We start from the raw sequence: 21,409 nt of genomic DNA on the forward strand, positions 1-21,409 counted from the left end.
TACGAAGTCATGAAGTACGACACTTATATTCAAACTCAAGAAGGATTTTTATATTTAACAACAATTATCGATTTATATGATAGAAAGGTCATTGGTTGGAGTTTGAGCAATACGATGAGTACTGAAGATACAACTTTATCAGCATGGCGTATGGCTATAAAGAATAGATCGATTAAAAAAGGAATGCTATTTCATTCTGATCGAGGAATACAATATGCATCAAAGAAGTTTGCAAATACGCTTGATTCTTATGGTGTTATCCGTAGCATGTCAAGGAAAGGGAATTGCTGGGACAATGCTGTGGCTGAGAGTTTCTTTAAATCGTTAAAAACTGAAATGATTTATGGAAATAAATTAATTACAAGAGAGAAAATGAAAAAACAAATTTTTCAGTATATTGAAATTTGGTATAACAGAAATAGAAGACATAAAGCTTTGAATTATAAAACTATTTTTGAGTTTAATAATAATTTACAATTTTTAAAAAATGTAGCTTAACTTACACTGGAAAATTCAGGGGGATATCCAGAATACAAAATACCCAAAACTACCTTATACAAATGGATCAAGAAATACCAAAAATAGCACCTAACTACAAACAAATATACTTTGATCTGGTGGTAGAGAAGTTTCCAACTAAATTAAAATTTGTGAATTTTTTTTTGAAAAAGAAAGTTTTTCTTCAATAGATATTATACGTGTAAACAAGATTATTTTTGATACTTCGTACAATATTGATCATGAAAATCAAAAACATAGAGCCTATGAAAAATCAGATATTATATATATGTTGAATTATCAAAAAGAGCATAAGTTATCCAATTCAACTGTTGCCAAACATTTTAAAGTAAGTAGAAATTCAATTAGTAAATTGAAAAAGATGCTGAATTTATAGGAATACTTAAAATCTGTTTTAATTATAGTTCTCAATTTCAAGATTTATTTTTATATTGGATTTTTAATAAAATCACAAGTATCTATAAATATGAACAAAGAACTTTTTAAAAATATATTGACAACTCAAATTCCGATTGCGTGGATTGCGGGTGTTCGTTTGGAGTCGTGGGAAGAAAATAAAGTTTCGACACGAGTAAAATATGGATTCCTTAATCAAAATCCATTCAAAAGTATGTTTTGGGCAGTGCAAGGAATGGCAGCAGAATTTTCTTCTGGTTTGATGGCAAATGCTAAGATTTCGAAATCAGGAGAAGATATTTCGATGTTGGTTTTGGGAATGCAATCGAAGTATTTGAAAAAAGCTATTGGTAAAATTGTATTTACGTGCGAAGATGGAGAAAAAATAGATGCGGCTATAAAAGAAGCGATTGAAACCAAGAAAGGTGTATCACTAAATGTGACAAGTAGAGGTGTAGACGAGGAAGGAGATGTTGTTTCAGAATTTCAATTTACGTGGACATTCAAGTTGAGAGAAAAAAAATAATAAACCCAATACTTAAAACATTTTTAATTTCTGTACTATTTAGTTTTATTGTTTCTTTTGTAAGTTGTTTAGCATTATTTCTTCACGAATCCTACAATAGTTACGGCTCAATTCGTATTGTAAATTTTTCTAGTGTTATGTATTTTATAATTCACTAATCATTATTGGTTATTTTACAATTGATTATACTTAATTTTTTGGTTGGAATTCTGCTAAAAAAAATCAAAATTATACCATCAAAACAAGCTATAATTTATGCTTTTTTAGCGTTGATTTATTTTATCGGAATTAATTATTACATTGATTTTAGGTTAATTGTAATCAATCCTACATAAAATATAAAAGCTGAGATTTATTCAGCTTTTTTTGTGATTTCTTGTTTCAAAATTGAAACCACTTCATCTATTTCTTCAAAATTTAGATGTGCAAATCCAAGGCGAATTTCAGTTTGATGTTGGGTTTGATATAAAATTGTTTGCGGAATAAACAATTCATATTTTGCACAATTTCGTTTTAATTCCATCAAATTTATAGGTTGATTAAAATTAATCCAAACCGCTAAACCTCCATTTGGACTCGTAAAAGTGATGAAATCATTTAATTCAGTTTTCAATTTCTGACAAAAATAATCGCGGCGTTCTCGATAAGTTTTACGATGTTTTTTTAGAATTCGATTAATTTCACCTTCGCTAATCATTTCACCTAAAACTTGCTCGATAAATGGATCAACTTGCTGATCAAGAATGGACAAATGTTTCTTGGTTTCGAGAATTAGATTTTTTGGCGCTACAATAAATCCAATTCGGTATCCTGGAGCAAGATAATGACCAAATTTTCCCGTGTAAACAACCATTCCATTTTGATCCGAACTTGCCAAAGGTAAAATAGGATGATTGCTATAATGGAAATCAAAATCGTAATCATCTTCCACAATCGCAAATCCAAATTCCTGCGAAAGTTGTAGTAATTCAACTCTCCTTTGTGAACTTAGCGTAACCGTTGTCGGATAATGGTGATGGGGTGTAACATATACAATTCGTATTGGAAATTGCTCGCATAATTTTCTTAAATCGTCGGTATCAATTCCGAATTCATCCGTTTTTATTTGTTTGATTTTAGCGAATTGTGTCTGAAAAATCATGTTACTTTTATAATAACTTAAATTTGCAACCGCAACAACATCATTTTGTTTCAGTAGAATTTCTGCAATTAAAAAAAGTGAAATTTCCGAACTTCTCGTCACTAAAATATTCTCTTTCGAAATATGTAAACCTCTTGTCAAATTGAGATAATTTGCTAAATTCTTTAAAAAGTACTCATTTTTGGACTGATTTACCTTTGAAATTGACGTTTTTCTTTTTAAAATAGCTGAATATAATTTAGCAGGAAGTTTTAGTTCTGCTAACCGATGATCGATTGTTCCATCGGTTAAATATAAGCGTTGATTAAAATTTTCGTACGGATTATCCAAAAGTATCGATTGTTCAAATTGAAAACCTGTTTTATCAGGATACAAATTGATTGAAAATTGCTTTGGAACAATGGTTTTCTGAAACTTTTGAGAAGATTGACTTAATACATAACTTCCTTTATTTGGAACGATTTCTATCCAACCTTGAGCTTCAAGTTCCTGAAAACTATTGACAATAGTATTGCGATGAAGCGTTAAAATTTCACTTAATTGTCTTGTTCCAAGTAATTTTGTCCCACTTGGAATATAGCCTAATTGTATTGCTTTAGCCAGCTGATTCGCTAATTGAAGATAAATAGGTGTATCCGAATTGCGTTCGATTTCTATAAAACTTTTGTATGGTATTTCAGCCGGACTATTCATTATCTGTAAACTGGTATATTCTTATAGATCGGAAAGGTACTACTTTCGCATCAGATTTAACTCAATTAAATAAATAATTAGTCAAAAATGAAGAAGATTACCATGGTATTGTGTTTAGCTGCACAAAGTATTTTTGCACAAAATTCGAATGATACCATTGCAATAGGTGAAGTTTCTATATTAGATAACCGGCTGAATACGCCACTTTCTAAAGAAAATAGAAACATTTATGTGTTAAGTAAATCAGAAATAAACAAATTACCTGCACGTTCTTTACAGGATGTGTTGCAGTATGCATCTGGAATAGATTTGCGTCAACGAGGACCGTTTGGAACGCAAGCTGATATTTCGATGGATGGCGGAAGTTTTGAGCAAACATTGATTTTGTTGAATGGAGTAAAAATTATGGATCATCAAACGGCTCATAATGCGTTAAATCTTCCCATTCCTCTAGAAGCGATTGACAGAATTGAAGTGGTACGTGGTCCGGCTGCTCGTGTTTACGGAAATAATAGTTTGACAGGTGTTATTAATATTGTCACTCGTCAACCAAAGAAAACGGGCGTTTATGCGAATACCTATTTTGGAACAAGTTTTAAGAAAGATACCGAAGATACAGGTGACACCTACGCAAGTAGAGGTGTGCAACTTGGTGCGAATTTGGCAAAAGAAACGCATCAACATCAGTTGTATGTGAGCCATGATTGGGGAAATGGATACCGATACAATACGGCTTACGAGAACAATAAATTGTATTATCAAGGGAATTTTCAGTTTGATGATGCCAATAGTTTAGTTGCTTCGTATGGTTATGTGAAAAATGGATTTGGAGCAAATGGCTTTTATGCATCTCCGGGTGATAAAAATTCGAAAGAATTGGTTGAAACAACATTAGTTAACATTCAATCAAAGCATCAATTATCGGATCGAATTACCTTAGCGCCACGAGTGAGTTATCGATACAATTTTGATGATTATCGTTATTATAAAAATGATTTGAATAAAGCGCGTTCTCTGCATTATTCAAATTCTATTTCGGGAGAAGTGAATTCTACGTATCAATTGAATAAAGGGCAAATTGGAGTAGGAGTAGAATACCGAAATGAGCAAATTTCATCCACAAGTATCAAAAATCATACACGCGATAATGTTGGATTTTATGCGGAATATAAAACGGATATTACACCAAAATTGAATGTAAATGTCGGAACATATGTTAACTATAATTCGCAATATGGTTGGCAAGCATTTCCAGGAATTGATGCGAGTTATGCGGTAAATTCGAACTTGAAATTGATGGTAAATGCAGGTACAAGCCAGCGAATTCCCTCGTTTACAGATTTATATTTGGATCAGCGACCAGGAAATATAGGAAATGTAAATGTAGAATCTGAGAAGGCGTTTCAAACAGAAATTGGTTTCAAATACAACAAGAGAAATTGGACGTTTAATGCCTATTATTTTTATCGTTCGATCACAGACTTTATCGATTGGGTACGTTTAACATCTAATGAACCATGGCAAGCACAAAATTTTGGAGATTTAAAAACACACGGATTTAATACGAAAGTTTCGTACTTAGCAAATCTTTCTGCTAATCAAAATTTGAAGTTTTCTTTGAGCTATTCTTATCTTGATTCTGAGTTTAAAAATGTGGATGATCAATACAATTCTAAATATAAAATAGAAAGTTTAAAACATCAGTTAATCAATACTATAGATTATTCAATCGGAAGAACTACTTTAAGTGTAGCGAATCGTTATAATACACGTCAATCATATAAATCTTATTGGATTACTGATGCAAGAATTAATCATTCATTCAAAAATAATTTGAGTATTTATTTTGATGCGCAAAACATTTTTAACACAACATATAACGAAGCTGGAGCAATTCCGTTACCAACAACTTGGATGAGTTTAGGGATTATGTTTACTGGAATTTAAATGATGACAAACATTTAACATTCTCTTTAATAGTTTATATTATAAATGCGGTGAGACAACTTTTTTAGGAAAGTTGTCTCTTTTTGATTCCATAAATTTCTTCCTAACTTTGCAAAAATAATTTGTATGATTATCATCGATTCGCCATCTCACGATGCGTATTTCAATATAGCTTTAGAAGAATATTTATTGTACCATTATCCAACGGAAGATATTTTTTTGTTGTATATCAATGCGCCGTCAATTATTGTTGGGAAATTTCAGAATACATTGGCCGAAATTAACTTGGATTATGTGACTGAGAATAATATAAAAGTTGTTCGTCGCATGTCGGGTGGTGGTGCTGTTTATCATGATTTAGGGAATCTAAATTTTTCTTTCCATACGTTATTGGGACAGAATGATTTTATGGATTTTTCGACTTTTACAGAACCTGTTGTCAAATTATTAAACGGTTTGAATGTTCCTGCAAAATTGGAAGGAAGAAACGATTTGTTGGTTGATGGTAAAAAGTTTAGTGGAAATGCGAAACTGGCTCGTAATGGGAAAATGATTCAGCACGGAACGATCCTTTTTAATTCGGACATGTCTGTTTTAGGCGATGCGTTAAAAATTAATCCCTTAAAATATGTGGATAAAGCCATCAAATCTAATCGTGCGCGTGTGATTAATTTGATCGAATATTTTCCAAATGAAATGACGACGGACGAGTTGAAAGCTTTGTTGATTGATGAAATGTTAGAAACAAATAAAGGAGCAACAATTTATCATTTAACAACCGAAGATTTGAATGGTGTTGCGAAATTGATTGAAGAAAAATACCAAACATGGGATTGGAATTTTGGTTTTTCACCAAAATATAATTTCAAAAACGCGAAGAAAATTCCAGCAGGTTTTATTGAAGTTCACTTGAATGTAGAGCGAGGCGGAACAATCGAAAAAGTTAAAATATTTGGTGATTTTTTCGCTTCAGAATCGATTGAAGGTTTAGAAAATAAACTAATTGGTGTAAAACACAATGAAGAAGAAATTGCAAAAGTTTTGAATTCTATTGATGTAACGGATTATTTTGGAAAGGTTACAGTAGGCGAAATTTTAGAGATACTGAACTAGAACGTGATATCTTAAAAAAAGCAATCAGCATTTTCTCCAAGAAAGGTCGATGAAATATAGATTCATAAAGAATCATGGGCGCCAATTTCCGATTGAGAAAATGTGTTTTCTATTAAAAATCAATTCCAGTAGCTACTATAAATGGAAAAAAAGAAGTTTTTCTTCTAAAAATGACGATACTAAATCTACTGAAAACGAATATACGTTGCGTTTAGAGAATGATGATTATATTATCGAAATTAATGCAAAAATTGGAGAACAAAATGTAGAATCTGATTCAGTTTTAGCTAATGGAACAATGACAATTACTCGAAAATCTGATAAAAAAACTACAATGATAAATTTTGAAGGAGGAACAGCTTGTTAATTCTTAAATAAAAAGACAAAGCAATTTGCTTTGTCTTTTATGATTATACTATTTTTTATTAAAATTAAAGGTTTTTCCATTTTGAATTAATTTCATTTCTGAACCATTTTCATTAAAATTAATTCTAATTTTTGCAGGAGCAAATTCAAATTCGGTTGTGGAAATTGCTGTTAGCGGAAATGCAGATTGTCCTGTTCCTTGTGCCATAAAAGTTCCATCTTCTACGAAAAATTTAATTGCAATAGGAAGTTCATTAGAAGAATATTCGTGCGAATATTTTTCTAAAATTTCTGAAGAAACATCTATTGAAATAACTTTTTTAGGAAACTCTATTTTTTTGTTATGAGTAGCATTGTATAAATTAGTTTTAAGTAATTCTTTTGAAATTTCATTTGCATTTTGAGTAATAGCATAACAGAAAGCAGTATGATCAAAACAAAAAGTATAAGAACTAAAACCGTCAATAGAGCCGTTGTGTCCAATTCCTTTTGTGTCATTTATTTTATCATAAAATAATCCAAAACCAAATTCATCATTAATAGTTGTCATTTGTTTGACAGATTTTTCAGAAACTATTTTACCATTTAAAAGCGAATAAATAAATGTATTTAAATCTGTTGGTGTAGAAACCATGATACCTGCTCCAAGAGGAATTGTCATTGATGATTCTGGTAATAAATGATACGTATTATTGAAATAATTGTAAGATTTTGCTTCGTTTTGATTTATTAATATTTTTCCTCCAACTTTTGTGTTCTTTAACTTTAAAGGTTTAATAATGATATTTTCGATCAAATCTTGAAATGATTTTTTTGAAACATCTTCTAAAATGAAACCTAACAAAATATAATTTGTATTCGAATATCCTTCTTTTGTATTGGGTTCGAAATCAGATTTTAATGGGTAGATTTTTTCTAGCAATTGTTCTTTTGTTAAATCTTGCAAATACCATTCAAGAAATTCTTTGTTGCTTGTAATATTATTAATTCCAGATTGATGTTGTAGCAAATTTTGAATCGTAATTTTATCTGCATTTTTTACTTTCGGATAAAATTTTGAAAGTTTTGTTTCAAGCGTTAATTTACCATTTTCTATCATTTTCATAATCAAAGTTGCTGTAAAAGTCTTTGTGATGGAACCAATCCTAAATTTTGTGTCGTTATTATTGACAAGATTACTCTCATAGTCACGATTTCCGTACGAATTAGAATAAATTTCTTTTCCATTCTCGAAAATAGAAACACTTCCTGCACCAATTTTTTGTTCATGTAAAGAAAGAAATAAACTATCCAAAGCTGGTTTGTTAATTTGTTGCGCAAATGTACTAGTAGTAGCTATACAAGTCAGTGCTAATAAAACTTTTTTCATATTTTTTGTGGTATTAATAATGATAATATTGAAGTTGAAACAATGATAAATAACAAGGTAGCAATGAAAGCAAAAATTTGTTTGGTGCTTTTCATATTTGTAACCGTTTTGAAACCGATGTATAAATAATAGAGCATTACACACAAGAAAAATATCGCAATAAAAGCTACAATTACAAGTACAATCATTGTTGGGGCTTCATGTAAAACTTCGAGATTATTTGTTGTAATTCCTTTTAGAACTTTGTCCATACTTTTGTTGACAATTGGAATAAAATCGGTAATAAATACAATGTAATAGGCTATTCTAGAGATTAAAACGACGTTTACAATGTCTATAATTCGTGTTCTGTTATTGATGATTTTTCCTAAAATGTAAAATATGAGGATTGCAATTACTAAATTTCTCGTATTTTGATACAACAAATCGAGATAAGAATAAGAAATTCCATTTTTCTTAATGCTTAAAAAATCAGGGAAAAAAGATTCAGTAATTTTGGCGATATAAGTGAAAAGGAAATGCGAAAATAGTCCAATAATGAACAGTATTTTTTCATCGAAATATGCAAATGGATTAAGGAGTTTCTTTATCATTTTTTAGTGTATTTATTGTGTTAACAAATTCATCTGGCTGATCGCAGCTCACCAAATATTTTACATTTTCTAATTCAATAGCAACAAGTTTTGTACGATTTTTTATATTGCATCGATAATTGTCCATAGATCTTCCTATCAAACCATAAATGCCTCGTGCACCTATAATCATCAAATTATTTTGAGATTTTCTTGTAATAATTTTCACTTCATTTATCGGAATAATACTCGTTTTGACTTTTGAAATAAGATAAATATTATTCAAATCAACTTTAATTTTATTTAAAGAGATTAAAAAATAATACGCAAACAACGGATAAATAATGATTGCATAAATCACCGCAACATATACTTCTGTTTCTTTAAACAATATTCCTCCAATTAAGATTAATAATACAATTAAAATAGCAGTTGTAACCTTAAAAAATAGCGACATCGATACTGAAAATTCTTTATTCATCGGACATTGTTTTTATTTTATTAATCAAATCATCTACTTTATTTCGCATGGTTGGATAGCTGACTTCAAATTCTTTTGCCATGTCTTTTAAACTTCCTGAGTTGACAAAGAATTGCATAATAAATGCTTGTTCTTCATTTGTAAGTTTCAGAAATAAAGGAAGTTCATAGTTTCCTACAACTTGTGTTTCGCAATGGTTGCAAATTAATTTTTCGACCGCTAATTCTTCGGCACAGCTGGGACATATAACAGGAAGTTTTTTCATTTGGTTAAATAATATTAAAATTAATTTTAATAAAGTTAAATGAAAGTTTAATTAATTCAAAATTTGAAATCATATTTTTTCAACTTTAATATTATTGATACATTTGCAACCTAAGTTTTAGTAAAATGAATTTTAAGAAATTAGCCCTTGCAGCATTGGCGCTAGGGACAACAGCATATATCGTTAATCACAATAGGAAAAAGGTAAAATATAAACCAGCTCAAAATTTTGATTTAGGTGGATTTTTAGGACGTTGGTACGAGATTGCACGTTTGGAAAATAAAGCACAAAAAGGACAAACAAATGTGACACATCGTTTTAATTTGAACGAAGAAAATGGGCAATTGGAAGTGATTGTACGCGGATATAATGCGAAGAAAAAAGGATGGGAAAAGATTGAAGGAATTGCTACGCAAGATATTGAAAATGTTGGGTTGTTCTCGACAACGTTTTTACCAATTTTAGCAAAAAAATTATATGTAATTGATTTTGATAAAGATTACAATAATGTATTAGTTGCAAGTGAAGATTATAAAAAGTTATGGATTCTATCGCGTAAGAAAGAGATTTCGGATAAGGTAAAAGACAGATTTTTTGATTCGGCAAAGAAAGTAGGATTTGATCCAAGTAAGTTAATTTGGCCTTCTCAAGTTCCGATTGCGAAATAAGATTATTTATTTTTAAGACATAAAAAAACCTCGAGAATTTCTCGAGGTTTTTTGTTTTATTATTTTTGGTTTTTCTTTTCCCAATCGATCGGGAAATTACAACTTTGGTATTCTTTTCCAATTTTAATGTAAGCATCACCAACTTGACGTTTTACCCAATCCATCAACAATGTACGTTCTTTATCTTGAACCGCAAATTTCTGAATTCTATAGTAATCATCTTGATAATTGATTTTATGCTCTGGATAAAATTTATTGATTTTTAAGATTCTTAAAGCTTTTCTGTTATCAAAATCATCTTCGAAAACTTGAGAAATATCTCCTTCATTTAATGTTGCAATTGCTGTAAACATTGGTAGAGGCAAAGCCATTTTCTCGAAACGATCGTCACCAGAATTTTGGTTCATGATATTTCCTGAGTTAAATTTTGTGTATTTATCATCAGAAAATCTTAATGCAGCATCTTTAAATGTCATTTTTCCGTCGTTAATTAAAACTCGAATTGAATCTAATTTATTATAAGCCTTTTTTATTTCGTCTTCTGTTGGTTTCAACGTAATCAAGATATGGCGCAAATCTAATTCTTGTCCACGACGTTTTTCTAACTTAATAATATGATATCCAAAATCAGTTTTGAATGGATCAGAAATTTCACCTTCTTGTAAGTTAAACGCCACCGCATCAAACTCTTTTACCATTTTACCACGAGAAACTTTTTTGTATTCACCTCCGTTACTTGCAGAACCTGGATCTTCTGAATATAAAATTGCTTTCGTTGCAAAAGAAGCACCTTCTTCAATTTCTTTTTTGATTTCTTTTAATTGATCAATAATCTTTTGTTGATTTTCTTGCGAAACTTCAGGATAAGTTACAATATGGCTAATCGAAACTTCGTCTTTTACGTCTGGTAACTCACCTTGGTGTTTTTCGAAAAACAAACGAACTTCTTCTGGCGTAGCATCAGCACCTTTTACAACCATTTCTCTTTTGTTACGTGCATAAATATTATCTTCTACGATATATTTAGTTTCGTTTTTCATTTCCGCCATTGTACGGAATCCGAAATAGTCTAAAATTTGTTTTTCTCCTCCAGCTTGAGCAATCAAACCTTCGATTTGGTTGTTTAATTGACGAGTTACCTCATCTTGTGTCACTTTGATTAAAGTATCTTGTTTTGCACGATCAACCAACATTTTGTCTAACATAATGTCATTTAGGAAATCACATTTGTCTTCGACTTGCATCCCTTGTTGTTTTGACATTAAATAATCTCGATCTACATCAGACTCTAAAACAATCTGATCTCCGACAACAGCAGCTATACCATCTACTTTAGCAAGACGTTTTGGTGTTGGTTTTGCTGTTTGTGCAAAAGTATTTACCGTAAATAATGCTGCAATTAGCAACATCATACTCGATTTAAATTTCATATACTTTAATTTCATTTTAATATTCTAAGCTCGATAAAAAAACTTACCGATGAGCAAATTTAACTTTTTTTGTTAAAGTCCAACATATTTTAATTTCCTTTAACAAAAGAATTGATTTTTTAGTTTATTGTTAAGATTAAACTAAGCCAAATGTACGCAAAGAAACATTCCAAGCAGATTCGAAATCAAAAAGATTCAAACCATGTTTTTCTTTGTGCTCATTTGCGAAACTAATTAATTTCTCGGTTGGCATATTTCCGACCATATCACTTTTTGACATTGGACATCCGCCCAAACCTTTTATAGCGCCATCAAAACGACGACAACCATTATCATAAGCGGCTTGTACTTTGGAATGCCATTCGGTATAAACGGTATGAAAATGTGCGCCAAATTCAATTTCTGGATAATGAGGAATCAAATTTTGGAACAAATCAACAATTGTTTTTTCGTCTGCAACACCAATTGTATCTGATAGATTGATTGAAGAAATTCCGATATCCGCCATTTTTTTAGACCATTCTTTTACGATTTCTTCATTCCAAGTTTCTCCATAAGGGTTTCCAAACGCCATCGATAAATAAATCAACATATGTTTACCATTATCATTTGAGATTTGGTTGATTTCTTTCACCATTTCAAACGCTTCTTCACGACTTTTATTCGTGTTGAATTGTTGAAAATTCTCTGAAATAGAAAAAGGAAATCCAATAATATCCACTTTTTCGTGTTCTGCAGCTTTCATTGCGCCACTTTTATTGGCAACAACAACAGATAATTTCGATTTTGAATTGGTTTTATCAATATTATCTAAAACTTCTTTCGTATCCGCCATCTGTGGAATCGCTTTTGGCGAAACAAAACTTCCACAATCTATCGCTTCAAAACCAACAGTCAATAAACGATTTAAGTAATCAATTTTCTTGTCAGTTGGTATAAAATCTTTGCGTCCTTGCATCGCATCGCGTGGACATTCAATAATTTTAAAAGTTAGCTCACTCATTTTTTTGGTTTATTTGCGCCTTAAAGGTAGATAATTTAGTAATTTTGACAAAAATTAAAACGCAATGCAAACAGAATGGAGAGAAAAGTTGGTAACACGCTTTTTGAAATATGTTAAAACTTACACTGAAAGTGAGGCTTTTTTAGATAAATTTCCAAGTACAGATCGTCAATGGGATTTAGCAAATTATTTGGTTGAGGAGTTAAAACAAATCGGTTTAGAAGACGTTTCTATTGATGAAAATGGTTATGTTTTCGGATATGTTCCTTCTACAGTTGATCACGAAGTGCCTACAATTGGGTTTGTTTCTCATATAGATACATCGCCAGATTTTTCTGGAGAAAATGTACAACCTAAAATTTGGGAAAATTATGATGGTGGAGATATCAAATTGAACGAATCAATGATTTTATCACCAAACGAATTCCCTGAATTATCTCAATATAAAGGTCAAACTATCATTACAACTGATGGTACAACATTATTAGGTGCTGATGATAAAGCTGGTGTTGCAGAAATTGTAACAGCTGCTGAGTATTTGATTGCTCATCCAGAAATTAAACACGGACGTATCGCTATTGGATTTACACCTGACGAAGAAGTAGGTCGTGGAGCAGATTTCTTTAATGTAGAGAAATTTGGTGCAGAATGGGGGTATACAATGGATGGTTCTGAAATTGGAGAATTAGAGTACGAAAACTTTAATGCTGCATCTGGAATTGTGACAATAAAAGGTAAATCTGTTCACCCAGGTTATGCAAAAGATAAGATGATTAATGCATCTAATATTGCAATGGAGTTTGCTGCACAATTACCAAACGATGAAGTTCCTGAATTAACTGAAGGTCGCGAAGGATTCTTCCATTTAGCTAAAATTACAGGAAATGTATCTGAAGCAAAAATGGTGTACATTATCCGTGATCACGATATGGAGCAATATGAAGCTCGTAAAGCTTTATTCTTACAAATTGCTGCTGATATTCAAGAGCGTTTTGATCATGAAGTAATTACAGCAGAAGTTTCTGATCAATATTTTAATATGATTGAGAAAGTAAAAGAGAAATTCCAATCTGTTGAAATCGCAGAACAAGCTTTGAAAGACTGTGGTGTTACGCCAAATATCAAACCAATTCGTGGAGGTACAGATGGTGCTCGTTTATCTTTTATGGGATTACCTTGTCCTAATATCTTTGCTGGAGGTCATAATTTCCACGGACCTTACGAATATGTTCCGGTAGAATCTATGGAAAAAGCAACAGAAATTATTGTACGTATTGCAGAATTAACAGCTGAAGGAGCGAAATAATTCTTACAATATATCTTAAAAATAACTTAAGTTTTCTTTTTTGGTTTAAATTTTGTGTAATTTCAAATCAAATTAGAAAACTTTTTTTATGAAAAATATCGTATTATCAGCAGCCGCTATATTTTGTTCAACTTTTGCATTTGCGCAAGAAGAGATAAATGTTGGAGATTTTAATATCTTAAAAGTTTATGATAAAATTCCAGTTGAATTAATTTCATCAAACGAAAACTTAGTGAAAGTAGATGGAGTTAATGCGAGCGATGTTCAAGTTGAAAATAACAAAGGTGAACTGAAATTGAAAATGACAGGAACCAAATTGATGCAAGGAGGAGAAGCAACGGTTAAGGTTTATTACAAATCATTATATGAAATTCAGGCAAGTCAAGGTTCTCGCATTTATTCTGGTGATGTCGTAAAATCGCAAGCATTGTATTTGACATCTAACGAAGGTTCATCTATTAAATTACCAATCGAAACCTCAAAATTAGAAGTCAAAATAAATTCTGGTGCAGAAGTAATTTTAACTGGTGATACTGAATTTCAGACTGTAATTGCAAATTCTGGAGGGAAATATTATTCGAAAACATTAAATTCTGATACAGCAAGTTTAACAACAAATGCAGGAGGAGTAATAGAAGCGAGAGCAGAGAAATCTGTAGATGCAAAAACTAGAGCAGGTGGAGTGATTGATATTTATGGTAATCCAACGCAGCGTAATCAGAAAAAATTAGCTGGCGGAAAGATTAATTTTAAATAATTAAAACTTTAACAATAATAGAAAAGCAACGATTAATTTGTTGCTTTTTTTGTTTGATACAACAAGTAAATTAATTCGACATATTTGCTATAACTTATCGTTCCTTCTTGGTTATTTGCCTTCAAAAACTGATTATTTAATTCAGAAAAAGTATCGCTTGTAGCACCTTCATATTTCAAATAATGTTTTAATTCGGCTTTTCTGTCTTGCTTTATTTTAGAATGCATATTATCCAATTCCATTTTCACAAAATACGGATCAGATTTGTAAATAGCGCCTAAAAGTGTGTAAATACTTTTGTAATAAACCGAATAATTAATTTCAGGATTTCTAGATTTTGTACCTAAATAATAAGCTAAAAAATTAGCTTCACTTTCTGATGCAAATCCCATTTGGTGTCCATATTCGTGGAAAAGTGTTGCAGGTTGTTTCAAATTTGTATTGTATCTGTTCAGATTTGCTTCTGCCGTAAAAGGGTTATAGTATCCCAAAATACCCATATAATTTTGCATTTCCGAAATCCAAGATAATTTGTATTGTGTATCTTTTAATAATCGATAATTTTTTAACCATTTTACATTATTTACTTGGTGTTGTAAAGCAAAAAATTCTTGATTATAATCTTTTAAATTAGATTTGAATTTTATCGTTGTTGTTGAATCATTGTGTTCGATTAAATTTCTTGCTGATATTGCTTTATCAAGTTCGTAGCAATAGATTTCTTTCAGAATTTTAGGTTGAATAACGATTTTTTCTTTGTCAATAGTTAACGTTTGTTTTTTGTACATCACGCTCCAAGCAAACGTGTAAATAAAATAGATACAGTTTACAAAAATCATAATGCAATAAATTGAATGCGAAACTTTTTCTTTCGATTTGAAAAAACTTCGAATCAATTTAAAAATCAATACAAAACCGATTATTCCAATGATTAAATAAAACAATTCTCCAACAGGAAAATGAACTGAATTCGTAATTTTTGCAATAAATCCTGAAATTGGAAATGTAAGATGATTGACGATGAAATCATCAACGCTTTCGATTGAAAATAGTATCGAAAATAAAATAATTTGAAATAGAAAAATAAGGATACTTCGATAAGTTTTATTCAACTTCTTTAGCATATTGATTAGCGATATAACTGATATAAATTAACTGAAAAGTGTGGTAAAGCATAACCGGAATCAAATAAATACCGATATCTCCCGTAAAAATAACTGCTGCAATTACCGAGCCATGAACCAATGATTTTTTAGTCGAACAAAATTGAATTGTGATATCATCTTCTCGATTAAAATTCATTTTCTTACCAATCCATTTTGAAAGTTTGAAAAAGAAAAAGAATAACGCAACTACAATTATGAAAACTGCCAACAACGGAAGAACGCCTAATTTTGTAAATAATCCATCCAAAAAAGTATGACTAAAACTGTTGTAAACAATAAGTACAATGGTTAGTTTATCTAAATTACCGAATTGCTTTTTATATTTATTGTAAAAGAACCCTAAATAAGGTTGAAGAAGAGCTCCGATAAAAACAGGTAAAATAATTTTAAGAACTAAATCCAAAAAAGTTCCTAATAAATCAAATTCACCATTACTTTTTGATAAAAACAAACTCATCCAAAGCGGTGTAACAACAATACCTATTAGTCCAGAAATACTTGCGTTAAAGATAGCACTTGGTATATTTCCTTTCGCAATAGAAACCATTACAACTGACGAAGAAACTGTACTTGGTAACGCGGCTAAATAAAATATTGCGACATACAGAGTAAAATAAATTGGGTAATTTTTTATGAAAGGATAGAAACACAAGACTAATAATGGAAAAAATATAAATGTGATGGATTGAATCAAGACATGCATTTTCCAATTTGCTAAATCTTTAAAAACTTCTTTCCAATTAAGTTTTAATCCATAAAAAAAGAATACTAAGATAACTCCAATATCAATTATTGTATTCAGATTGAAATCCTTGTAAGACCACAAACTAATATCTGGGAAAAAATATGCGACAACAATGGCAACGAATAAAAACAGAATAAAAGGGTCGGGTAATTTATTTAGAATTTTCAAAATCAATAAAATTTAAACAAAAATAATAAATAAGATGATAAACATTTACTAAATATTTAATACTTTCGTTTTAAAGTAGAAAAGGGTATAATGTTAAGTATTTGTAAATTGATTAACTTTTTTTTATATTTGTATTTAAATAACCTAAAATCTATCTTATGAATACGTGTCTTCAATGTAACCAAACTTTATTTGGTCGAAAAGACAAAAAGTTTTGTAACGATTTTTGTCGAAATTCTTATAATAATAATCTTAATCGTGATAAAGTAGAAATTGTACGAAATATTAACAACAGATTAAGAAAAAATAATCGTATCTTAAAAACTTTATTAGAAGAAGGAGCTCGTTCGGTAAATAAAAACGAATTGAGTTTGAGAAACTTTGATTTTAAGTACATTACAAATGTAGATGAATCAAAAAATGGCACAATTTTTTATGTGTACGATGTTGGATATCAAGAGTTAAACGAAGAAAATTATTTATTATTTCAGGAATAAATTTTTATTTTTTTATTGAAAAAAGCGCGTCAACATGTTGATGCGCTTTTATATTTTAACTAAATCTGTTCTTTTTTATACGTTATATTTTATGACTAATTTTTGTTGCGATTAAGTTTAACTTTCTAAAATAACTTAACTTTGTGCCAAGATGAAAAAAGATATCAATCAACTTGATCCGAAAGAATTTATTCTGATTAAAGGTGCAAAATTGCACAACTTAAAAAACATTGATTTAGCGATTCCAAAAAATAAATTAGTCGTGATTACTGGGATGTCTGGTTCTGGGAAATCTACTTTGGCTTTTGATACGTTGTATGCGGAAGGTCAGCGTCGTTATGTCGAAAGTTTATCGTCTTATGCACGTCAGTTTTTAGGAAAATTGGATAAGCCTCAAGTTGATTATATCAAAGGAATAGCGCCAGCAATAGCGATTCAGCAAAAAGTAAATTCTACAAATCCGCGTTCTACAGTTGGAACAACGACAGAAGTCTATGATTATCTAAAGTTGTTGTACGCACGAATTGGAAAAACATATTCACCGATTACAGGAGAATTAGTTCAAAAAGATTCGGTAACGGATGCGATTGATTATCTAAAAACTTTTGTGGCTGAAACTAAATTTATTCTTCAAATAAAATTGGTTGTGCCAGAAGAGCGTTCGTTTGCAGAACATTTGAATATTCTTCAACAGCAAGGGTTTACACGTTTGAGTGTCGATGGAAATCAAGTGAAAATTGAAGATTTAATTTCATTTAATTTTGAACCTCAACCCGAAAATGATATTCATCTTGTCATTGATCGTATCGCTTTGCCAACAGAGGACGAAGAATCTTTTTATCATCGTTTGGCAGATTCTATCGAGACGGCTTTTTTCGAAGGAAAAGGAGAAATAGCGATTGTAAATGTAGAAGATAATTCGGTAAAATATTTCTCAAATAAATTCGAATCAGATGGTTTGATTTTTAATGAACCAACTATCCATTTCTTTAGTTTCAATAATCCTTATGGAGCTTGTCCAACTTGCGAAGGTTACGGGAAAGTAATTGGAGTTGAGGAGAATCTTGTCGTTCCAAATAAATCGTTGTCTATCTACGAAGATGCGGTTGTAGCTTGGAAAGGCGAGAAAATGGGCGAGTGGAAAAATCATTTTATCAAACTTTCTCAAAAAGTAGATTTTCCAATTCATAAACCTTATTTTGAATTATCCGAAGAGCAAAAAGACTATTTGTGGCACGGAGATAACGATTGGGAAGGATTGGATGGTTTTTTTAAAATGGTTGAGGAGAATACATACAAAATTCAATATCGTGTAATGTTGTCTCGTTATCGTGGTAAAACAACTTGTCCAACTTGTAAAGGAAAGCGTTTGCGTAAGGAAACGAATTACGTGAAAATTGCGGATAAATCGATTAATGATTTGGTTGATTTACCTTTGAATGAGTTGAATGATTTCTTTACAAGTATTACATTTAACGAATATGATCAGCAAATTGCGGGTCGAATTATATACGAAATTAAGTCGCGTTTAACATTTTTGTTAGATGTTGGTTTAGAATATTTAACGCTAAATCGTGCTTCGAATACCTTGTCTGGAGGAGAATCACAACGTATCAATTTAGCAACTTCTTTGGGAAGTAGTTTGGTTGGTTCGATGTATGTGTTAGATGAACCTTCGATTGGTTTACATTCGCGTGATACAGCCAAATTTATTACGATTTTACATCGTTTACGCGATTTAGGCAATACAGTGATTGTGGTAGAGCATGATGAAGACATTATGAAAGCTGCTGATTATATCATCGATATTGGTCCAGAAGCTGGAACAAATGGAGGTGAAGTAGTTTTTGAAGGAACCTATGATGAATTATTAAAAGGTGATACATTAACATCTAAATATTTGAACGGAAAATTAGAGATTGAAGTTCCTAAAAAACGTTTGAAATCTCCTAATTATCTGAAAATTATTGGAGCAAGAGAAAATAATCTAAAAAATATTGATGTTAAATTTCCTCTGAACGAATTAACCGTTATTACAGGTGTTTCGGGTTCAGGGAAATCTACGTTGATGAAAGATATTTTAGCACCAGCGGTTCAGCGTTATTTTGAGATTTTTGGTAATAAAATTGGTGATTTTGATGAGTTAATTGGAGATCTGAAACAATTGGAAGGAATTGAGTTAATCGATCAAAATCCAATCGGGAAATCTTCGCGTTCTAATCCTGTGACCTATGTAAAAGCTTACGATGATATCCGAAATTTATTTGCCAATCAGAAAGCAAGTAAAGTGATGGGATTTCAACCAAAACATTTTTCGTTTAATGTAGATGGCGGACGTTGTGATGCATGTAAAGGAGAAGGGACAATTACCATCGAAATGCAGTTTATGGCTGATGTAGAGCTGGTTTGTGAAGATTGCCATGGCGAACGTTTCAAGAAAGAAATCTTAGAAGTTAAATTCGAAGGAAAATCGATTTCAGATATTTTAAATCTAACAATTGATGAAGCAATTGACTTTTTTGCAACGCATCAGCAAAATAAAATTGTCGAAAAGCTGAAACCATTACAAGATGTTGGTTTGGGTTATGTAAAACTTGGGCAATCGTCGAATACGCTTTCTGGTGGAGAGGCACAACGTGTGAAGCTGGCTTTTTTCTTGACGAAAGGAGAAACGACAAATAAAACCTTGTTTATTTTTGATGAGCCTTCTACAGGTCTGCATTTCCATGATATTCAGAAGTTGATTAAAGCATTACGTGCTTTGATTGATTTGGGACATTCTGTTTTTGTAATCGAACATAACATGGATATTATCAAAGTAGCCGATTGGGTGATTGATCTTGGTCCAGAAGGAGGGAAGAAAGGCGGTTATTTGGTTGCCGAAGGTACGCCAGAAGAGATTGTCAAAGTAAAAGAGTCCTACACAGCTCAATTCTTAAAAGAGAAATTGAAATAATAATAAAATCTCAAAAATGCAGATTGCTCCTAAAAAGTTAAACACTGTTTGAGGGCATTTTATGGTAATAAAATTAAAAAAATGATATAGCATTTATCTTAAAATACATAAATGAATTGTTTAAGTTTATATTAATGTAATTTTTTATACATTATTTTTAAGAATTAAATCTTGCAGTTTCTATCTCTATAATTTTAAATTGTATATAAGTGTGCACTTTTCATTTTAACTAAAGTATTAATATCTCCAAGTTTTTTGTGTAGTTAATTTAGTTTTAATGATATAATCTAAATCCTAATTTTAGGCATATATTGGCATGTCTATCAAACAATGCATGTACAAGCTCTTCTTCGTCATCAATTTCTTTGGCTAAACAAAAATAATATTGATCTAAAATTGTACTCAAAATCGGAGAAGGATTTACGTATCCAGATAAGGCCTTTGCCCCTGTAACATCAATAAAATATTGAAAACTTTCGTCTTCCAAATCTAAACTCATTGTATTTGCAAAATGAACAATTTTATCGGTTAGTTTTCCTTGAAAAATTTCTGCTACTTCTTCCAAACTATAGTAATAATCATCAATTTGAATTTGATTTCCTTCGCCTTCAAAAACTAAATAAATGATTTTATAATCTCTAAAATATTTATCATGATAAAGAAGATTGGTCAAACTTTCTTCGAAACCTTCAAAGCTATCAGTCGTTTTATAAACATTTGTAATCTGAAATTCTCGCGCCAAATGTTCCAAAAATTCCAATAATTGCGAATCATTTTGCTCTTCAATATCTGCTACAGATTCCAAACAAAACAATTTGAAATCATCTTCTTCTTCAGTTCGTATAATATCCTTCATCTATTTTACTATTTTTCAAAGATAAGATGTAATTTTTAAATGATTAAAATCACGTGTACAATGATTAATATTTATTAATTTAGAATTATTCTATATAAATAAATTTAATGAAAAATAATATTGATTTACAAAATCTTGCGGAACAATTGAGCTGTCCAAATGGAGACGATGGAATTGAAGTTGGTGAGCAAATAAATGAAAGTAATTTTGGAATGATAAAAACGACAATAGATCATTTACAATTACAAAATAAAGAACAAATATTAGAGTTAGGTCATGGAAATTGTAAGCATTTACTTTATGTATTGAATCAAGCAAAGGATTTAGAATATATTGGTTTAGAACTTTCACAGGTCATGAAAAATAGTGCTATCATGAACAATTCTTATTGTAATCTCCCCCTTGTTAAGAACACTTAAAAGTAGAGTTTTTATTTAATATTATTGTATTATTATTTTGATTAATTTGA

At 30.6% G+C, this 21,409-nt stretch carries 21 protein-coding genes; 11 read left to right on the top strand and 10 right to left on the bottom strand.

Annotated features, from left to right (window positions below; all coding sequences use genetic code 11):
- Both B3J26_RS12520 and B3J26_RS12525 read left to right on the top strand, forming a co-directional pair.
- Positions 1-498, top strand: a 498-nt coding sequence (locus B3J26_RS12520; protein WP_291074732.1) for an IS3 family transposase, incomplete at its 5' end; no start/stop codon positions are given.
- 487 nt (positions 499-985) lie between these two features.
- The gene (locus tag B3J26_RS12525) at positions 986-1,441 is read left to right on the top strand and encodes a DUF4442 domain-containing protein (RefSeq protein ID WP_291064374.1); all 456 of its coding nucleotides are present in this window, start codon (positions 986-988) and stop codon (positions 1,439-1,441) included.
- 352 nt (positions 1,442-1,793) lie between these two features.
- Here B3J26_RS12525 and B3J26_RS12530 read toward each other — a convergent pair whose 3' ends face one another.
- Positions 1,794-3,275, bottom strand: coding sequence for a PLP-dependent aminotransferase family protein (locus tag B3J26_RS12530; RefSeq protein ID WP_291064375.1), 1,482 nt, complete (start codon positions 3,273-3,275; stop codon positions 1,794-1,796).
- A gap of 87 nt (positions 3,276-3,362) precedes the next feature.
- On the opposite strand from B3J26_RS12530, the gene B3J26_RS12535 reads away from it, so the two are divergent.
- From B3J26_RS12535 to B3J26_RS12545, 3 genes are all read left to right on the top strand, one after another.
- Complete coding sequence (locus B3J26_RS12535) at positions 3,363-5,222, top strand: TonB-dependent receptor plug domain-containing protein (protein WP_291074733.1); 1,860 nt, start codon at positions 3,363-3,365, stop codon at positions 5,220-5,222.
- A 126-nt stretch (positions 5,223-5,348) separates the two neighbouring features.
- A complete protein-coding gene (locus B3J26_RS12540; protein ID WP_291074734.1) occupies positions 5,349-6,335 on the top strand; it encodes a lipoate--protein ligase in 987 nt (328 codons plus the stop codon).
- Positions 6,336-6,435: 100 nt separating this feature from the next.
- Positions 6,436-6,702, top strand: a complete 267-nt coding sequence (locus B3J26_RS12545; protein ID WP_291074735.1) for a hypothetical protein — start codon at positions 6,436-6,438, stop codon at positions 6,700-6,702.
- A 48-nt stretch (positions 6,703-6,750) separates the two neighbouring features.
- Here the strand turns inward: B3J26_RS12545 and B3J26_RS12550 are convergent, their stop codons facing one another.
- From B3J26_RS12550 to B3J26_RS12565, 4 genes are read right to left on the bottom strand one after another with little or no spacing between them, the layout of a single operon-like run.
- Positions 6,751-8,070 (bottom strand): serine hydrolase domain-containing protein, encoded by a 1,320-nt coding sequence (locus B3J26_RS12550; protein ID WP_291064379.1) that lies wholly within the window; start codon positions 8,068-8,070, stop codon positions 6,751-6,753.
- Complete coding sequence (locus tag B3J26_RS12555) at positions 8,067-8,663, bottom strand: hypothetical protein (protein ID WP_291074736.1); 597 nt, start codon at positions 8,661-8,663, stop codon at positions 8,067-8,069. Before B3J26_RS12555 ends, B3J26_RS12550 begins: the two co-directional genes overlap by 4 nt.
- On the bottom strand, positions 8,644-9,123 hold the full coding sequence (locus B3J26_RS12560) for a PH domain-containing protein (protein ID WP_291053330.1): 480 nt from the start codon (positions 9,121-9,123) through the stop codon (positions 8,644-8,646). The genes B3J26_RS12555 and B3J26_RS12560 overlap by 20 nt, the downstream gene beginning before the upstream one ends.
- Positions 9,116-9,388: a DUF2089 family protein gene (locus tag B3J26_RS12565; protein ID WP_038331614.1), complete on the bottom strand. Its 273-nt coding sequence runs from the start codon at positions 9,386-9,388 to the stop codon at positions 9,116-9,118. Before B3J26_RS12565 ends, B3J26_RS12560 begins: the two co-directional genes overlap by 8 nt.
- Before the next feature lie 125 nt (positions 9,389-9,513).
- Here B3J26_RS12565 and B3J26_RS12570 point away from each other — a divergent pair, with 125 nt between their 5' ends.
- Positions 9,514-10,056: a lipocalin family protein gene (locus B3J26_RS12570; RefSeq protein WP_291046588.1), complete on the top strand. Its 543-nt coding sequence runs from the start codon at positions 9,514-9,516 to the stop codon at positions 10,054-10,056.
- 59 nt (positions 10,057-10,115) lie between these two features.
- On the opposite strand, the gene B3J26_RS12575 is transcribed toward B3J26_RS12570, so the two are convergent.
- Both B3J26_RS12575 and B3J26_RS12580 read right to left on the bottom strand, forming a co-directional pair.
- Positions 10,116-11,486: a peptidylprolyl isomerase gene (locus tag B3J26_RS12575; RefSeq protein ID WP_257468139.1), complete on the bottom strand. Its 1,371-nt coding sequence runs from the start codon at positions 11,484-11,486 to the stop codon at positions 10,116-10,118.
- Positions 11,487-11,622: 136 nt separating this feature from the next.
- Entirely contained in the window at positions 11,623-12,489 is an 867-nt protein-coding gene (locus tag B3J26_RS12580) for a hydroxymethylglutaryl-CoA lyase (RefSeq protein WP_125350348.1), read from the bottom strand.
- Positions 12,490-12,553: 64 nt separating this feature from the next.
- On the opposite strand from B3J26_RS12580, the gene pepT reads away from it, so the two are divergent.
- Together pepT and B3J26_RS12590 are read left to right on the top strand one after the other, a co-directional pair.
- The gene (pepT, locus tag B3J26_RS12585; protein ID WP_291074737.1) at positions 12,554-13,795 is read left to right on the top strand and encodes a peptidase T; all 1,242 of its coding nucleotides are present in this window, start codon (positions 12,554-12,556) and stop codon (positions 13,793-13,795) included.
- Positions 13,796-13,883: 88 nt separating this feature from the next.
- Positions 13,884-14,552, top strand: a complete 669-nt coding sequence (locus tag B3J26_RS12590) for a head GIN domain-containing protein (RefSeq protein WP_291074738.1) — start codon at positions 13,884-13,886, stop codon at positions 14,550-14,552.
- Positions 14,553-14,584: 32 nt separating this feature from the next.
- Here the strand turns inward: B3J26_RS12590 and B3J26_RS12595 are convergent, their stop codons facing one another.
- Entirely contained in the window at positions 14,585-15,676 is a 1,092-nt protein-coding gene (locus tag B3J26_RS12595; RefSeq protein WP_291074739.1) for a DUF3810 family protein, read from the bottom strand.
- Entirely contained in the window at positions 15,657-16,631 is a 975-nt protein-coding gene (locus B3J26_RS12600; RefSeq protein ID WP_115002064.1) for a bile acid:sodium symporter family protein, read from the bottom strand. Before B3J26_RS12600 ends, B3J26_RS12595 begins: the two co-directional genes overlap by 20 nt.
- Positions 16,632-16,789: 158 nt before the next feature.
- On the opposite strand from B3J26_RS12600, the gene B3J26_RS12605 reads away from it, so the two are divergent.
- Both B3J26_RS12605 and uvrA read left to right on the top strand, forming a co-directional pair.
- Positions 16,790-17,128: a hypothetical protein gene (locus tag B3J26_RS12605; protein ID WP_038331633.1), complete on the top strand. Its 339-nt coding sequence runs from the start codon at positions 16,790-16,792 to the stop codon at positions 17,126-17,128.
- A 151-nt stretch (positions 17,129-17,279) separates the two neighbouring features.
- Positions 17,280-20,084 (top strand): excinuclease ABC subunit UvrA, encoded by a 2,805-nt coding sequence (gene uvrA / locus B3J26_RS12610; protein WP_291074740.1) that lies wholly within the window; start codon positions 17,280-17,282, stop codon positions 20,082-20,084.
- 274 nt (positions 20,085-20,358) lie between these two features.
- Here the strand turns inward: uvrA and B3J26_RS12615 are convergent, their stop codons facing one another.
- The gene (locus B3J26_RS12615; protein ID WP_291074741.1) at positions 20,359-20,940 is read right to left on the bottom strand and encodes a DUF6642 family protein; all 582 of its coding nucleotides are present in this window, start codon (positions 20,938-20,940) and stop codon (positions 20,359-20,361) included.
- Between the two features lie 107 nt (positions 20,941-21,047).
- On the opposite strand from B3J26_RS12615, the gene B3J26_RS12620 reads away from it, so the two are divergent.
- The gene (locus B3J26_RS12620; protein WP_291074742.1) at positions 21,048-21,359 is read left to right on the top strand and encodes a hypothetical protein; all 312 of its coding nucleotides are present in this window, start codon (positions 21,048-21,050) and stop codon (positions 21,357-21,359) included.
- The last annotated feature ends 50 nt before the right edge of the window (positions 21,360-21,409 follow it).

The organism is Empedobacter sp. UBA5987, assembly GCF_002429865.1.
In the GTDB taxonomy this organism is placed as follows: Bacteria; Bacteroidota; Bacteroidia; order Flavobacteriales; family Weeksellaceae; genus Empedobacter; species Empedobacter falsenii_B.

What these genes read in the sequence shown, in the direction of transcription:
- B3J26_RS12525 (WP_291064374.1), top strand. Translation starts at nt 986, where the DNA reads ATGAACAAAGAACTTTTTAAAAATATATTGACAACTCAAATTCCGATT.
- B3J26_RS12530 (WP_291064375.1), bottom strand. Translation starts at nt 3,275, where the DNA reads ATGAATAGTCCGGCTGAAATACCATACAAAAGTTTTATAGAAATCGAA.
- B3J26_RS12535 (WP_291074733.1), top strand. Translation starts at nt 3,363, where the DNA reads ATGAAGAAGATTACCATGGTATTGTGTTTAGCTGCACAAAGTATTTTT.
- B3J26_RS12540 (WP_291074734.1), top strand. Translation starts at nt 5,349, where the DNA reads ATGATTATCATCGATTCGCCATCTCACGATGCGTATTTCAATATAGCT.
- B3J26_RS12545 (WP_291074735.1), top strand. Translation starts at nt 6,436, where the DNA reads ATGTGTTTTCTATTAAAAATCAATTCCAGTAGCTACTATAAATGGAAA.
- B3J26_RS12550 (WP_291064379.1), bottom strand. Translation starts at nt 8,070, where the DNA reads ATGAAAAAAGTTTTATTAGCACTGACTTGTATAGCTACTACTAGTACA.
- B3J26_RS12555 (WP_291074736.1), bottom strand. Translation starts at nt 8,663, where the DNA reads ATGATAAAGAAACTCCTTAATCCATTTGCATATTTCGATGAAAAAATA.
- B3J26_RS12560 (WP_291053330.1), bottom strand. Translation starts at nt 9,123, where the DNA reads ATGAATAAAGAATTTTCAGTATCGATGTCGCTATTTTTTAAGGTTACA.
- B3J26_RS12565 (WP_038331614.1), bottom strand. Translation starts at nt 9,388, where the DNA reads ATGAAAAAACTTCCTGTTATATGTCCCAGCTGTGCCGAAGAATTAGCG.
- B3J26_RS12570 (WP_291046588.1), top strand. Translation starts at nt 9,514, where the DNA reads ATGAATTTTAAGAAATTAGCCCTTGCAGCATTGGCGCTAGGGACAACA.
- B3J26_RS12575 (WP_257468139.1), bottom strand. Translation starts at nt 11,486, where the DNA reads ATGAAATTTAAATCGAGTATGATGTTGCTAATTGCAGCATTATTTACG.
- B3J26_RS12580 (WP_125350348.1), bottom strand. Translation starts at nt 12,489, where the DNA reads ATGAGTGAGCTAACTTTTAAAATTATTGAATGTCCACGCGATGCGATG.
- pepT (WP_291074737.1), top strand. Translation starts at nt 12,554, where the DNA reads ATGCAAACAGAATGGAGAGAAAAGTTGGTAACACGCTTTTTGAAATAT.
- B3J26_RS12590 (WP_291074738.1), top strand. Translation starts at nt 13,884, where the DNA reads ATGAAAAATATCGTATTATCAGCAGCCGCTATATTTTGTTCAACTTTT.
- B3J26_RS12595 (WP_291074739.1), bottom strand. Translation starts at nt 15,676, where the DNA reads ATGCTAAAGAAGTTGAATAAAACTTATCGAAGTATCCTTATTTTTCTA.
- B3J26_RS12605 (WP_038331633.1), top strand. Translation starts at nt 16,790, where the DNA reads ATGAATACGTGTCTTCAATGTAACCAAACTTTATTTGGTCGAAAAGAC.
- uvrA (WP_291074740.1), top strand. Translation starts at nt 17,280, where the DNA reads ATGAAAAAAGATATCAATCAACTTGATCCGAAAGAATTTATTCTGATT.
- B3J26_RS12615 (WP_291074741.1), bottom strand. Translation starts at nt 20,940, where the DNA reads ATGAAGGATATTATACGAACTGAAGAAGAAGATGATTTCAAATTGTTT.
- B3J26_RS12620 (WP_291074742.1), top strand. Translation starts at nt 21,048, where the DNA reads ATGAAAAATAATATTGATTTACAAAATCTTGCGGAACAATTGAGCTGT.